This window comes from Haloglomus salinum (genome assembly GCF_024298825.1).
GTDB lineage: Archaea > Halobacteriota > Halobacteria > Halobacteriales > Haloarculaceae > Haloglomus > Haloglomus salinum.
On sequence record NZ_CP101153.1, the window covers coordinates 3,842,659 to 3,857,025 of the forward strand.

General features: G+C 67.4%; 14 protein-coding genes. 7 read left to right on the plus strand and 7 right to left on the minus strand.

Features of this window, described 5'->3' with window-relative positions; translation table 11 throughout:
* Positions 1–12: 12 nt before the first annotated feature.
* Complete coding sequence (locus NL115_RS18795) at positions 13–1,458, minus strand: sulfatase family protein (protein WP_254830855.1); 1,446 nt, start codon at positions 1,456–1,458, stop codon at positions 13–15.
* Positions 1,459–1,569: 111 nt separating this feature from the next.
* Between NL115_RS18795 and NL115_RS18800 the strand changes: the two genes are divergently transcribed.
* The 3 genes from NL115_RS18800 to NL115_RS18810 all read left to right on the plus strand — a co-directional run bounded on the left by NL115_RS18800 (position 1,570) and on the right by NL115_RS18810 (position 4,601).
* Positions 1,570–2,475 (plus strand): glycosyltransferase family A protein, encoded by a 906-nt coding sequence (locus NL115_RS18800; protein ID WP_254830856.1) that lies wholly within the window; start codon positions 1,570–1,572, stop codon positions 2,473–2,475.
* A gap of 156 nt (positions 2,476–2,631) precedes the next feature.
* The gene (locus NL115_RS18805) at positions 2,632–3,639 is read left to right on the plus strand and encodes a TIGR04024 family LLM class F420-dependent oxidoreductase (protein ID WP_254830857.1); all 1,008 of its coding nucleotides are present in this window, start codon (positions 2,632–2,634) and stop codon (positions 3,637–3,639) included.
* Positions 3,640–3,725: 86 nt separating this feature from the next.
* Entirely contained in the window at positions 3,726–4,601 is an 876-nt protein-coding gene (locus NL115_RS18810) for an SDR family oxidoreductase (RefSeq protein ID WP_254830858.1), read from the plus strand.
* An 88-nt stretch (positions 4,602–4,689) separates the two neighbouring features.
* On the opposite strand, the gene NL115_RS18815 is transcribed toward NL115_RS18810, so the two are convergent.
* The 4 genes from NL115_RS18815 to NL115_RS18830 all read right to left on the minus strand — a co-directional run bounded on the left by NL115_RS18815 (position 4,690) and on the right by NL115_RS18830 (position 7,214).
* Entirely contained in the window at positions 4,690–5,502 is an 813-nt protein-coding gene (locus tag NL115_RS18815; RefSeq protein WP_254830859.1) for a PAS domain-containing protein, read from the minus strand.
* Positions 5,503–5,647: 145 nt separating this feature from the next.
* Positions 5,648–6,442 carry an enoyl-CoA hydratase/isomerase family protein gene (locus NL115_RS18820; RefSeq protein ID WP_254830860.1) on the minus strand — a complete coding sequence of 265 codons (795 nt, stop codon included), beginning with the start codon at positions 6,440–6,442 and terminating at the stop codon, positions 5,648–5,650.
* Positions 6,443–6,492: 50 nt separating this feature from the next.
* On the minus strand, positions 6,493–6,693 hold the full coding sequence (locus NL115_RS18825; RefSeq protein WP_254830861.1) for an HVO_0649 family zinc finger protein: 201 nt from the start codon (positions 6,691–6,693) through the stop codon (positions 6,493–6,495).
* Between the two features lie 68 nt (positions 6,694–6,761).
* Entirely contained in the window at positions 6,762–7,214 is a 453-nt protein-coding gene (locus NL115_RS18830; protein WP_254830862.1) for a hypothetical protein, read from the minus strand.
* A gap of 116 nt (positions 7,215–7,330) precedes the next feature.
* Between NL115_RS18830 and NL115_RS18835 the strand changes: the two genes are divergently transcribed.
* From NL115_RS18835 to NL115_RS18845, 3 genes are all read left to right on the plus strand, one after another.
* The gene (locus NL115_RS18835) at positions 7,331–7,654 is read left to right on the plus strand and encodes an uS10/mL48 family ribosomal protein (RefSeq protein WP_254822466.1); all 324 of its coding nucleotides are present in this window, start codon (positions 7,331–7,333) and stop codon (positions 7,652–7,654) included.
* Between the two features lie 143 nt (positions 7,655–7,797).
* Positions 7,798–9,138, plus strand: coding sequence for an amidohydrolase (locus NL115_RS18840; protein ID WP_254830863.1), 1,341 nt, complete (start codon positions 7,798–7,800; stop codon positions 9,136–9,138).
* 77 nt (positions 9,139–9,215) lie between these two features.
* The gene (locus NL115_RS18845) at positions 9,216–9,596 is read left to right on the plus strand and encodes a DUF7522 family protein (RefSeq protein ID WP_254830864.1); all 381 of its coding nucleotides are present in this window, start codon (positions 9,216–9,218) and stop codon (positions 9,594–9,596) included.
* 12 nt (positions 9,597–9,608) lie between these two features.
* Here NL115_RS18845 and NL115_RS18850 read toward each other — a convergent pair whose 3' ends face one another.
* Positions 9,609–10,550: a ferritin family protein gene (locus NL115_RS18850; protein ID WP_254830865.1), complete on the minus strand. Its 942-nt coding sequence runs from the start codon at positions 10,548–10,550 to the stop codon at positions 9,609–9,611.
* A 486-nt stretch (positions 10,551–11,036) separates the two neighbouring features.
* A complete protein-coding gene (locus NL115_RS18855) occupies positions 11,037–12,191 on the minus strand; it encodes an acyl-CoA dehydrogenase family protein (RefSeq protein WP_254830866.1) in 1,155 nt (384 codons plus the stop codon).
* Between the two features lie 185 nt (positions 12,192–12,376).
* On the opposite strand from NL115_RS18855, the gene NL115_RS18860 reads away from it, so the two are divergent.
* Positions 12,377–14,344 (plus strand): 3-hydroxyacyl-CoA dehydrogenase/enoyl-CoA hydratase family protein, encoded by a 1,968-nt coding sequence (locus NL115_RS18860; RefSeq protein ID WP_254830867.1) that lies wholly within the window; start codon positions 12,377–12,379, stop codon positions 14,342–14,344.
* Positions 14,345–14,367: the final 23 nt, after the last annotated feature.

The window sequence follows — 14,367 nt, forward strand, 5'->3', positions numbered from 1 at the left end:
CCCGTACGATAGCTACGCGTATCCGAGGTCCTCCAGCCGCTGCTGAACGTCGTCGTCGACGCTTTCGGTTTCAGTCGTGACACCCGCATCGGCGAGGCCGTCGAACGCGGCAGTCACACGTTCGACCCCCTCCTCGGCTATCGGATACGAGGTGATTGCATCGCGAACGACTGTCTCCACAGCCGAGGACCGCCAGGTCGCCCACTTGTGAACGGCCCCGTCATCACCGTCCTCGTAGAAGACCCGAGTCTCTGCCTCGTACGGGGAGAGGTCGTCACAGTAGTGCTCCGCGTTGCGGCGCATCCGTTCGTTCAGGCCCGACCCGGCAGCCAGCACGGGGCCGGTATCGTCGGCGAGCGGGTCGCCATCGGCGCCACGGAGCGTGGCCTCGACGAGGTCCGGGAACTGCGTGAGGCTGCAGACCGAATCGACGGTTCGACCTCCCTCTCGTCCCGGGTAGTGGACCACGAGCGGGACGTGGAGCAGCACCTCGTGGGCACCCCCGTTCCCGTGCCCGACCGCGCGGGCACCGGGGCGGAGCGTGCTCGGTTCACCGAACCCTTCACCGTGGTCGCCGGTGACGACGACGAGCGTATCCGAGAGGACCCCACGCGTCTCCAGCGTCCGCAACAGTTCCTCCAGCGCGTCGTCCAGCTGGCGGATACAACCATCGTAGAGCCCTTCGAGGGCCCTCCGTTGCCACCAGGGGCGCTGCCCGCCGTTGAACTCCCAGATGTAGCTGTCGATGTCACGCTGGAGCCCACGGAGCCGGTCGCCGCCCCACTGGTCGAACTCGGAGGCCGGCTCGTACGGATGGTGGGCGTCCATCAGGTTGAGACAGGCCGCCCAGCTGTCGTCCGTTCCCGCCTCCCAGTCGAGGAACGCCTCGACGAACCGGTGCCCCGAGGCGTCGGGCTGCACCGCGTCCGGGAGCAGTTCGGGCGCGTCCCGTTCCAGTTTCTCGTAGGCACCGTTGAGCAGGGACCGGACGGGGTACTCGGACGTGAGTGCCGCACGCACGTACCGGCCGAACTGACCGGGGCCGTGTTCGCGGACGAACTCCCGCGGGTCCATCGCCTCCGTGAACGGGAGGTCGACACGCCCAACGGCCGTATCGAAGGCCCGTTCCAGCCCGACCGGGACTGCCGTCAGGAACGGATTGGAGGAGAACACGCCCGTCTCGTAGCCGTGGTCGTCGGCCAGGTGCTCCCAGACCGTCTCTCCGGGCACGAGCTGGCGGTCCCGCGAATCGAGCCCGTGCTCCGGCGGGTGGAGTCCGGTGAACATGCTGACGTGGCTGGGGAGGCTCCAGGTAGAGGGCGCCCGGGCCTGCGTGTACGTGGTTGCCTCGTCGGCGAACGCCTCGAGGAACGGCGTCGTCTCGTTCGCGTGGCCGTGGAGGCTGGTATTGCGGGCCCGGACACTGTCGAGCACCACCAGCAGGACGTTCGGCTGCACAGCCGTACTCTACCCACGCGGCACATATGTCCTGCCATCCCTCCCGGACCGCGGACGACCGCCTGTCGTCGTCCGGAACCGGCTTGTAGCCGGGGGCTGTCCGGTCACGGCATGACGGACGTGGCGCTCGCGACGAAGGTGTTCTCGCGGGCGGACAAGCTGGATGCCCTCCTGAACTCCGCCGGCGCCGCCGGACTGGACGCGGTGTACGTCGCCGACGACGGCGAGCCGAGCGACCGCAAGGAGGAACTGTACGCCGCGGAGTACCCCTTCGACCTGACGGTGCTCGACCTGGAGTACGATGCCGGGCTGGGCCAGGGCCGGAACGCCATCGTCGAGGCCAGCGACGCCGAGTACCTCCTCGTGGTCGACAGCGACCACCGCGTCCCGGGGAACGTGGACACGCTGGTCGCCCAGGCCGAGGCCCGGCCGGACCTGGGCGGCATCAGCGGCCTCCTCTACGAGGACGGGAAGATACGGGGCACCTGCCACGACCTCCACGAGCGCGGGGACCTGCTGCTCCGGGACGTTCGCGAGGACAAGCCCGTCGAGATGGTGGCGGGGGCCCCGCTCGTCGAGTTCGACTTCCTCCCGAACGTCGTGCTCCTCCGGCGCGAGTGCCTCGAGGCGCAGGCCTGGGACGACGAGTACGTCATCGGGAAGGAGCACCTCGACTTCTACGTAGCCCACGCGAAGCGGACCGACTGGCGGTTCGCCGTCTCGCCGACCGTCCTGTTCGAGCACCGGCCCGGCGGTGACGAGGGATACGTCTCGAACCGCGAGAGCGCGGCGAAACTCGAACACAGCAAGGAGTACTTCCTCGAGAAGTGGGACTACCGCCAGGTCCTGCTCGGGCAGACCGACTGGACGGATGCGACGCGCCGGCAGGGCACGACCGACCACCTCGTCGAGTGGGGCATCAAGCGCGCGTTCCTCTCGCTTCCGCCCGCGGTGCAGGCGCCGCTCATGGACGCTCGCGACGCCGTGCGACGACGACGGAACCGGCCGCCGCTCTGAGGCGGCGCCCCGCCGTCTTCCACGCGTGTAACTCCATCCGATACATCACCGAGTGCCACGAAGGCCGTGTGTCCGCGGCGGGCGGTCGGCCCTCCGAGTGACCCGGGACCCCGTCGCGGACGAAGCTTCAAGTGACGGCTCCCCGACTCGGTGGGCATGACCTTCGACGCGGCACTGGACGGCACGCTGATGCTGTCGGACCACTCCAGTATCGACGAGGCCGTCGCGCAGGCGCAGCGATACGAGGACCACGGGTTCAGGCGCGTCTCGATGGGCGAGGTGACCGGGTGGAACATCGTGCCGGTGCTGACGGCCATCGCCCGTGAGACCGGTATCGGTATCTCGAACGACGTGTTCTCGCCGCCGTCTCGCTCGCCGGCGATGCTGGCACAGACCGCACTCACCCTCCACGAGGCCAGCGACGGCGACTACCGGATGGGCCTGGGGCCGTCCTCACCCGCACTGGTCGAGCGGTGGCACTCGGGGGAGTTCGAGCCGGCGCTCCGCCGCACACGGGAGACCATCGACATCGTCCGCGCGGTGTACGAGGGCGGGAAGGTGTCCTACGACGGCGATGTCTACGAGATGGGCGGGATGGGCTACGACCGCCAGGTCCCGGACGACCCGCCGGCCATCGACCTCGCGACGCTCGGGCCGAAGGCGGTGGAGATGACGGGCCGGTTCGCGGACGGCTGGGTCCCGCAACTGTTCACGGCCGACGGTCTCCGCGACCGTCTCGAGGACCTCGAGCGGGGGGCTGACCTCGGGGACCGCGACGCGGACGACGTGCGCGTCGCGCCGCTGGTGCGCACGTTCGCCCACGAGAACGGCGACCACGCGCGGTCGATGGCCCGGCAGATGGTGGCCTTCCTCATCGGCGCGTACGGGCCGTTCTACGGCAACTCCGTGGCCGAGCAGGGGTATCCCGACGCCGTCGAGGAGATACGTGCCGCCTGGGAGGAGAAGGACACGGCTGCGATGGCCGCCGCGCTCCCGGACGAGGCGCTCGAGGGACTCGCCGCCGCGGGGACGCCCGAGGAGGTCCGCGAGCACTACCGCGACCTCGCGAGCGTCGACGGCGTCGACGCCGTCCGTTGCGGGTTCGTCGCCGGGATGAGCCAGGACGACAAGGTGACGACGATGGCCGCGCTCTCCGAACTGTAACGCCCGACCGCCGGGGAGAATCCCGTCCCCGCAGCGGGGTCACTGTCAAACAATACCATTATCCCCCGGCCACCTGAACGTCGCATATGAGTCTCGAGAGGCCGGACCTCGAAGGCAGCACGGCATTCATCACCGGAACCACCCGCGGCATCGGCAAGTCCATCGCGCTGGACCTGGCCGAGCGTGGGTGCAACATCGTCTCGACCGGCAAGACCAGCGAGAACAACGACTACGGCGAGGACAAGGGTCTGGAGGGAACCATCGAGCAGACCGCCCGCGAGTGCGAGGAGAAGGGCGTCGAGGCCCACCCCATCGAACTGAACGTCCGCGACGAGGAGGTCGTCGAGGCTGCCGTCGAGGAGGCCGTCGACCACTTCGGCGAGGTCAACATCCTCATCAACAACGCGTCGGCCATCCAGCCCGCCAACGTCGAGGACCTGCCCGCCAACCGGTTCGACCTGCTGACCGACGTGAACGTCCGCGGGACGTACATCACCTCTCGGGCGTTCATCCCGCACCTCCGCGAGGCCGATGAGGACTCGTGGATCCTCACGAACGCGCCGCCCGTCCGCACCGACCGGAAGACCGGCGGCTCGGCCTACGCGTGGTCGAAGATGGGGATGAGCTTCATCACGCTCTCGCTGGCCGGCGAACTGGCCGGCGACGACATCGGCTGCAACTCCTTTTGGCCAGTCACGGCCATCGATACGCGCGCGACCCGGCACTTCGGCATGGGCACGGAGGACGACTGGCGGACCCCGCAGATCGTCTCGGACACCGTGCTCGGCATCCTGAACGAGGACCCCGCCGAGTTCACCGGGAACGCCGTCTACGACGAGGACTTCCTCGTCGAGAAGGGTATCACGGACCTCTCCGAGTACAACCTGACCGAGGGCGACCCACATCCGATGTCGGCCCAGATGGTCGACCCCGAGTACGAGCGCCCCGCCGAGCTGCAGTAACGTCGGACACGTCGAGGGCACGACCGCCTGAACGTCCCGACCACCACGGCAGCCGACGGCCGGTTTCAGCCGGCCCCTCGATTGTCGGTTACAGGAGTTCGTCGTCGAGCGCTTCGGCGGCATCCACCACCGCGCCCGTGACGAGCCGCGGCTCTCCGTCCGCCGTCTGTTCGGTGATACGCCCGATGTCCCGCACCCACATGTAGGACCCGTCGGCGCGTTCGATGCGGTACTCCACGTCGTACGTCTCGGCATCTCCGGAGTAGTGGTCGCGCATCGCAGTCATGGCACGCTCGTAATCGTCCGGATGGAGCAGGTCGGTGAAGTCCTCGTAGTGTTCGAATCGGTCGGGGTCGTAGCCCAGCATGTGCGCCTTCCGGTCGTCGAACACCACCTCGCCGCTCTGTGCGTTCAGCTCCCAGCAGGCGAGGTCGCCGCTGAACATCGCGGTCTCGAACTGATTCCGGAACCGTTCGAGTCGCTCGCGGTGCTCCCTGCGTTCGGTGACATCACGCGAGATGACCAGCGAGCAGCCGGTCTCCGGTTCCCACGGCGTCACGATGGAGCGGAACCAGACGGCCGAGTCGCGCTCGGTCTGGACCCGGTGCTCCACCTCGTGACTGGAACCCTCGGGAGACTGATAGACGCTGTCGAGGGTCTTCTCGATTGGGAACTCGTCCTCGAGATCGACGAACTCGTCGATGGACCGGCCGAGCGCCGCCTCGGGCGAGATTCCGAAGTACGTCTCGAAAGCCGGACTCACGTATCGGATCTCGTTAGCCTCGCCGAGTACCCAGACGAGGGCTCCAGTGGCCTCGAGCAGCTGCTCCGATATCTGCCGTTCGTCTATCTCCCCTCGCCCACTACCCGAGTCCGCCCCACTCTCTCCCGGAATCGCCATACAGCCGCGTGGGACGCTATCACATAGGCGGTGGAGGTGAAATCGAACTGTGAGCCGGGACCGAGAAACCCCACACAAGTTGCCGCAACCTGCGCCCGTACCTGGCGCCTGGCAGATGCCTGGAGAACCGAAACCGCGGACGCCCTTACTCCCCGTCGAACTCGGGGTCGCGCTTCTGTGCGAACGCCGTGATGCCCTCGAGATGGTCGTCGGTCTGCGCGCAGTCGGCCATCCCCTGTGTCTCGTGAGCCAGTTGCGTCGGCATGTCGTTGGCGTACGACTCGTCGAGCAGTCGCATCGTCCGGCCCAGCGCGACTGTCGGCCCTTCGGCGATGCGGGTGACGACCTCGTCGAGGCGATCGTCGAACTCGTCCTCGGGGACGGCCTCCGTGGCGAGTCCACGCTCGGCGGCGTCGGCCGCGCTGACCTGCTCGTTGAGCAGGACGAGCCGTTTCGCCTCGCGCCGGTTGACCGTGCGCGGGAGGTAGAAGGTGGAGCCACCGTCACCGGTCATCCCGATTCTGGGGTAGCCGTACTGGAAGTAGGCGTCCTCGGAGGCGATGGTGTAGTCGCCGGCGATGGCCAGCGAGAAGCCCGCGCCGACGGCGGGACCGTTGATACCCGTGACGACCGGCACCTCGGCCTGGTGGAGGTGGAGCATCGCGTCGTGGAGGACGGCCGCGCCCTTCCGGAAGCCGCGGGCGGGCGTCGCCGCATCGGCGCTCCCGAGGTCCAGCACGTCGCCGCCGGCGCAGAACACGCCGTCGGAGCCGGTCAGGACCAGACACCGTGGTCGGTCGTCCTCGAGCTGGACGAAGATGTCCGTCAGCTCGTCGATCATCGTCCGGTTCATCGCGTTCATCTTGCTCGTGCTGTCGATGACGACGTGCCGGACGCCGTCCTCGTCGGACACGCGGAAGTTCTCGAATTCGTCGCTCACGACCCGCTGGTCATCCCGAGGATACGTAGCCTTTCGGGGGTCGCCGTCGGCTACTCGCGGAGCCGGAGCGTCCGACTCGCGACCGCGTTGCAGGACGGGCAGGTCCGCTGGTAGCGAACCCGGCCGCCATCGGTTTCACAGCGCCACTCGGCCGCGTCGCTCCCGCACTCCGGACAGCGAGACTCGGTCTCGGTCAGCCGGTCGCGCAGCCGGTCGAGCGCCGTGATTCCGGTCGGGCCTTGCACTGCCATGGGTTGTCATACACAATCGACCGTGATAAATCGAACGGGCGCCCGTATCGACGGGTCGAACCACCGTCTCACAGCCCATATCGGGCGAGGAAGCCAGCCAGCAGCACCCCGACGCCGCCCACCTCCGCAACGACGAGCGCGACCATCGCCCCGGTCACGAGGCGCGGGTCGAGTTCACGCTCACCCAGCACGTGTGGCCGGGCGAACTGGTTGTCCGTATCCTGCAACACGCCGTGGACCACGTACGAGGCGACGGCACCGGCGAAGAACACCTGCGGGAGCGCGACGGCCGCGACGGTGACCGGTTCCGAGAACGGCGCGACGGTGGCGAGTTCGAACAGCACCAGCGCCGCGAACGAGTAGAGCAGCGACGCCCGGTGGGCGATGTCGACGTACGTGGGGGCGCTGGCCGCCCCGTCGGCCGTCGCACGGATGTGAGCGTACTTCCAGACTCCGGTCAGGAGCCCGACCAGCAGGAACGACCCGCTGCCGAACAGAGCGAGTTGTGCCGCGGCGCGCATACCCGACCGTGCGACGACCGCCGCCTCAACCTGCCGGTTCGTACGGCGTCCGTCAACTGCCCGCGCACCGGCTGGCAACCGAACCCGTTTTGTCCGCGCCCGGACCACGGACGGGTATGCCGTTCGTGACTCGGCTCACGCTCCAGTCCGGGGACCGCGAGACACTCGAGCGGGTCGTCACCGACATCAAGGAGCGGGCCGAGCGCAAGGGCGTCGAGCTCCGTGGGCCGAACCCGGAGCCGCAGCGGGACGTGACGGCGCCCCAGTACCGCCGGCTCGACCCCGATGGGGGACGGTTCGAGGGCTGGACCTACCCGGTCTACGTCCGCTCCATCGTCATCGTCGGCTACGACGACTTCGCACGGAACGTGGCCGGCGCCGACTACCCGTCGAGTATCCACATCGAGGCAGACATCGAACAGGTCAGCAATCCCGGCTGAGCCGCCGGGCAGAACCGGGCGACAGGTGCGCGAGTTCGTGACGCCGACAGCGCTCCCACAGCCCCGCGCTCGACGGTTCGCATCGATATCGCCGCCGGCTACCGCTCCGAGCGTTTAACCCCCCAGCCGACCAGCGGACGGGCATGAGCGAGAGTTCCACCGGTCCGGACGGCGACTCACCGGACCCCGGTCCCACGGCCCCCGACCACCTCGTCGCCCTGCGGCGCGACCTCCACCAGCACCCCGAGCCCGCGTGGCGGGAGTTCTACACGACCGCGCGCATCGTCGAGGAGCTCGAACGGATCGGCGTCGACGACCTCTATCTCGGCCCGGACGCCATCGACCCCGAATATCGGGTCCAGGTCCCCGAAGCCGCCGAACTCGCGGAGTGGCGCGAGCGGGCCCTGGACGCAGGTGCCGACCCCGACGTAGTCGAGCGCCTCGGGGAAGGTGTCACCGGCGCGGTCGCGGTCGTCCGACAGGGCGATCACGAGAACGGGCCCACCATCGCGCTCCGCGTCGATATCGACGCACTCCCGCGGGCGGAATCGACCGACGACGACCATCACCCGGCCCGCGAGGGGTTCCGCTCGGAGACGGGCGCGATGCACGCCTGCGGCCACGATGCACACGCCACGTTCGGCATCGGTGTCCTCGAACAGGTCAGGGAGAGCGACTTCGAGGGGACGCTGAAGCTCCTCTTCCAGCCTGCAGAGGAGGTCATCGGCGGCGGGAAGCCGCTGGCGCACTCGGGCCACCTCGACGACGTGGACGATCTGCTCGCGGTCCACGTCGGACTCGACCACCCAACCGGCGAGGTGGTCGCGGGCATCGACGGGTTCCTCGCGGTCACACAGCTCCGGGCCGAGTTCACGGGGGACCCCGGCCACGCCGGCGCGCACCCCGAGGAGGGCCGCAACGCCGTGCAGGCGATGGCGACGGCGGTCCAGAACCTGTACGCCATCCCGCGACACAGTGACGGCGCGACCCGTATCAACGCGGGCCAGGTGGGCGGTGGGTCGGCCTCGAACATCATCGCCGAATCGGCGCACATCCAGGGCGAGGTTCGGGGCGAGACGACCGCCCTGCGGGACTACATGCTCGACCGAGCAGAGCGCGTCATCGAATCCGCGGCGACGATGCACGCCTGCGAGATGGCCATCGAGAACGTGGGCGAAGCGCCGTCGGCGACGAGCGACGAAGCGCTCGTCTCGCTGGTACAGGACGTGGCAGGCGAGGTCGCCGGCGTCGACTCTGTCGTCCACCGCGACGACCTCGGCGGGAGCGAGGACGCGACCGAACTGATGCGGCACGTGCAGGAGCGCGGCGGACGGGCCGCGTACGTCTGTGTCGGCACCGATCACCCCGGCGGGCACCACACGTCGACGTTCGACGTGGACGAGCGCTCGCTCCCCATCGGTATCGACCTGCTGACCGAGTCGGTGCTCCGGGTCGCCCGCGAGCGGCCGCCGGTGACGAACTAGCCTCGGGCGATTCCATCCTGCCCGGACTCGCCCGTGTGGCCCATGCCGTTTTGTGTCGCCCCCCGGAACCAACCGCCATGACGATGGCCGACGCCGAGCAGCTCGCCAGGTTCTGTCTGGAGCAACTCGGCGACGAGGTTCGCGCGGTCGGACTGGTCACCGACGGCGCCGTCGAACCGACCTACATGCGCGACGACCTGCAGCGCCGCTACACGGAGAGCGAGCTGGACGGGCTGGAGGACGCGGCAACGGAGACCGCCGGGGCACTCCACGGCCTCAACACCTACCACACCTCCCTGGGGCAGTCCCACGCCGGCCTGTTCGCCTTCGAGGATGCGTTCATGCTCCTGATTCCCTGCGGTGGCGGGGAGGAGGCCGCCTACGTCTCGCTGGAGCGCTCGGTGAGCGAGGACCTGTCCGCCTTCATCAAGCGGTGCAACGACGAACTGTTCTCCTGACGGGTCCGGGCGTCAGTCGGCCGCCGCGTCCGGTTCGTTCTCCAGTGCCACCAGCTCCTCCACGTCCGGGACCTCGGCGTCCTGCTGGGTGATAATCTCGATACGACGGGTGAGCTTGTCCCGGGAGTAGGAGATCATCGCGCCGGGGTCCGACATGACGGAGTAGTCGTTGTTGTTCTTCGCGACGTGTACCATCAGGCCCTGCAGGGTATCACGGACGACCTGCGGGTCGACGATGCCGTCCTGGACGAGGGTGCGGAGCTTGCGGACGCCCCAGCCGACGTGACGGCCCTCGTCGCTCCGGATGTAGCCGACGCCCTCCAGCACGCCGGGGAGGTGTGGCATCTCGCGGTCGGTGATATCGCTGTCCTGTTCACCGTAGATCTCCTGGAAGGAGTAGTAGCCCGTCTGGGCCATCACGCTCTCGACCACGATGTGGTAGTGGGCGATGGCTCGCGCCATCTGCTCGGGGGAGTCGTTTTCGAGCAGTTCGGCCATGTTGCGCTCGGTCTCGTCGAAGATGTGGGTGTAGGAATCGTTGAAGAACCGGGCACCGGTCGGTGGCGTCACCTCGAATCCCAGCTTTTCCGCCGCCGGGTTCACGACGTTCCGCCAGTAGCGGTCGAAGAAGGCGGTGTGTTTGGCCTCCTCGTAGATCTGGCTGGACAGGAACATCTGGTCGTTGATGTCCTCGAGGACGATACTCATCGGCGCGAGGTCCTCGGTCACGGCCTCCTCGCCGGCGCCGAACTGCGCAAGCAGCTGCCGGAACTCGTCGAACTCGGCCTCGCTGGGTTCGTCGGCTACCAGCCGCTCGAGGTCCGTCTCCAGCTTCTCGTCCGGGATATCCTCGTACGGGTCCCAGTGGTTGTAGACGGCGTGCCGGAAGTAGCCGCCCGCGAACGAGTCCGGGTCCAGCCGCATATCTCGCGTGTCGTCGGCGTACCGTGACATGACACCACGACACACGACCAGAGGAACTATGTAGATACCCCGCCGCGAGCGAGGCCCGTTTATTACTGGCTCTCTCAAGTGTAGTGGCGAACAGGCGGCACCGCTCCTGCGCGCCGGACCGTGGTGCCGCGCTGGCGGAACCGACCAGCAAGTGGCGTGCTGGCTGGTCGGGTCGGCGGTCCGGCGGTGGCTCGTCAGGTCACGCGGGGCGTTGGTCGCGGGTTCGTACTTGAATCTACGTGCTGAGGACACAAGACACCGATTAACGATATTTCTGATTATGATTCAGATTTCGAACTGAAAACATACGACAACCATAAAATGGACAGAATAGCTAGGAATCCGTCGGTTGCATCCGCGAGCGGTTCACCGCTGGCGACCGGAGGGAGCCAGCGGCTTTTTCCGAACGTTTTTTGCGCAAGTGGTTCGCGAAGAGCGCCGTCCCGAAGGCCGGCGCACGAGCGAACCCGCAGCGGAAAAGCTCTTTTAGAAGCCCTTGCCCTGAAGTTCGCGGGCGATGATGTTCTTCTGTATCTCGGTGGTGCCCTCGTAGATCTGGGTAATCTTGGCGTCGCGGTAGAAGCGCTCGACGTCGAAGTCGTTGACGTAGCCGGAGCCGCCGTGGATCTGCACGGCCTCGTTCGCGACATCGACGGCGACACGGCTCGCGTACTCTTTCGCCATCGACGCGAGCTTCGTGACGGGCTCGTCGGAGTTCTCGACGGACCAGGCGGACTTGTAGGTCAGCTGGCGGGCGGCCTCGAGCTTCGTGTGCATGTCAGCGAGTTTGTGCTGGATGGCCTGGAACTCGCCGATGGGCTGGCCGAACTGCTCGCGCTGCTGGCTGTACTCGAGCGCGCGCTCGCAGGCACCCTTCGCGATACCGACACCCTGCGCGGCGACGCCGGTTCGGGTGGCGTCGAAGAACTGCATCTGCTGCAGGAAGCCCATTCCCTCGGTCCCGATGAGGTTCTCCTCGGGGACGCGGACGTCGTCGAAGATGAGCTCCGCCGTGTCGCTCGCGCGGATGCCCATCTTACCCGTGATCTTGTCAGCCTCGAAGCCGTCACGGTCGCTCTCGACGACGATCTGGCTGAAGCCGTTGTAGCGGCCCTCGGCGTCCGGGTCCGTCTTGCACAGCACCGTGAAGAAGTCGCCGACGGTGCCGTTCGTGATCCACATCTTGTTACCGTTGATGACGTACTCGTCGCCGTCCTTCTCCGCGCGCGTGGAGATGGAGGAGACGTCGGAGCCGGTGTCCGGCTCGGAGATAGCCGCGCCCGAGATGGCGTCACCGGAAACGATGTCGGGGAGGAAGCGCTCCTTCTGGTCCTCGGTCCCGAACTCGATGATGTTCTCGGTCCCGAACGAGCAGGCCATGATGGAGAGGCCGATGCCCGGGTCCGCCGCGAACAGTTCCTCGCCGACGAGGATGTTGTCGATGGGGTCGTAGCCCGCGCCACCGTAGTCCATCGGGATGGACATCCCGATGAGGCCCATCTCGGCGGCCTGGTCCACGATGTCGTGTGGGAACTTCTCTTCGACGTCGTACTCGACGGCGTTGGGCCGAATCTCGTTGTCGGCGAACCGCTTGACCTCCTTCTGGAGTTGCTCCTGCTCGTCTGTCAGACCGAAGTCCATAGACACGGTGCAGGGGTACATGGTTGTAAACCCTTCGAGTGCGGTTGACACGCAAGCGGGCTCACGGGGCCGTAGCGGTGCGTCAACGGCGCAGATAGGGTAACCCCACCCTCACACTGGCGGGTGGGGTCGTGGCCCATCGAAAAGGAACGTTGAAACCTGCGCCGTGGGACCACACACCTGTTATGGAGTTCGACGACATCGAGACCATCGCGGTACTCGGCGCCGGGAGCATGGGTCACGGAATCGCGGAGGTGGCCGCGCTCGCGGGATACGACGTGAACCTGCGGGACATCAAGGAGGAGTTCGTCCAGAACGGCTACGAGCAGATCGAGTGGTCGCTCGAGAAGCTGGCCGAGAAGGACCAGATCTCCGAGGACGAGGCCAACAGCGCCATGGACCGCGTCGAGCCGTACGTCGACGTCGAGGCGGCCGTCGGCGAGGCCGACTTCGTCATCGAGGCGGTCCCGGAGAAGATGGAGATCAAGAAGGACGTCTACAGCGACGTCGAGGAGCACCTCCCCGAGGAGGCCATCATCGCGACCAACACCTCCTCGCTCTCCATCACGAACCTGGCCGAGGAGACCGAGCGTCCCGAGCAGTTCTGCGGGATGCACTTCTTCAACCCGCCGGTACGCATGCAGCTGGTCGAGGTCATCTCCGGCGCGGAGACGGCCGACGAGACCCTCGACGCGACCGAGGAACTCGCCGAGGCGTTCGGCAAGACCCCCGTGCGCGTCCGCAAGGACTCGCCCGGCTTCATCGTGAACCGCATCCTCGTCCCGCTGATGAACGAGGCCTGCTGGATGGTCTCCGAGGACGAGGCGACCATCGAGGAGATCGACTCCACCACGAAGTTCGACGTCGGCCTCCCGATGGGCGCGTTCGAGCTGGGTGACCAGGTCGGCAACGACGTCACCTACCACGTCCTCGAGTACATGCACGACGTGCTCGGTGACGCCTACCAGCCCGCGCCGTTCCTCGAGGAGACCGTCGAAGCCGAGAACTACGGCAAGAAGTCCGGCAAGGGCTTCTACGACTACGAGGACGGCGAGGGCGTCGACGTCCCCGTCGACGCTGGTAACGAGGAGATCGAGCACCGCCTGCTCGCCGTGATGGCCAACGAGGTCGGCAACCTCGTCGGACAGGACGTCTCGAACCCGCGAGACATCGACCAGGCCGTCATGCTGGGCGCTGGCTACCCCGAGGGCCCTGCGAAGATGGCCGACGAGGCCGGGCTGGAGACGCTCGTCGAGCATCTCGACGAGAAGTACGAGGAATCCGAGCACCCCCGCTACGAGGTCAGCGATGGGCTCCGCGAGGCCGCCAAGGCCGGCGGCTTCCACGACGCCGACGACGAGGAGGACCTCGAGGAGTTCGAGACCATCGAGCTGGAGTACCCCGGCGACATGGTCGGGCACATCAAGCTGTCCCGCGAGGCCCGCATGAACACGGTCAACCCGCAGATGCTGGAGGACCTCTCCGACGCCGTCGACCTCCTCGAGGACGACGACGAGGTGCGCGCCATCCTCATCACGGGCAAGGGGCGCGCGTTCTCCGCTGGTGCCGACGTCACGGGCATGGCCTCCAACGCCGACCCCATCTCCGCCATCGGGCTCTCGCAGAAGGGCCAGTCCACGTTCGGCAAGCTCGAGGAGTGCTCGATGCCGGTCGTCGCCGGCATCGACGGGTTCGCCCTCGGCGGCGGCTTCGAGATGGCGATGTGTGCCGACATCCGCGTCGCCTCCGAGCGCTCCGAGCTGGGCACGCCCGAGCACAACCTCGGTCTGCTGCCGGGCTGGGGCGGCACCCAGCGCCTGGTCGACATCGTCGGCCTCGGCCGCGCGAAGGAGATCGTCTTCACCGCCGAGCGGTTCGACGCCGAGACGATGTACGACTACGGCTACGTCAACGAGGTCGTCGACAACGAGGAGTTCGAACAGAAGGCCCACGAGTGGGCCGCGGACCTCGCCGGCGGGCCGCCGATCGCCCAGCAGCTCACGAAGCGTGCGATGCTGAAGGGTCTCCACGACCGCGAGGCCGGACTGGAGCTGGAGAGCCAGGCGTTCGGCCACCTCATCAACACGGACGACCTCATGACGGGCATCACCGCCTTCATGGGTGACGAGGAGCCCGAGTTCGAGGGCAAGTAGAGCGCCGACAGCGGACAATCCTG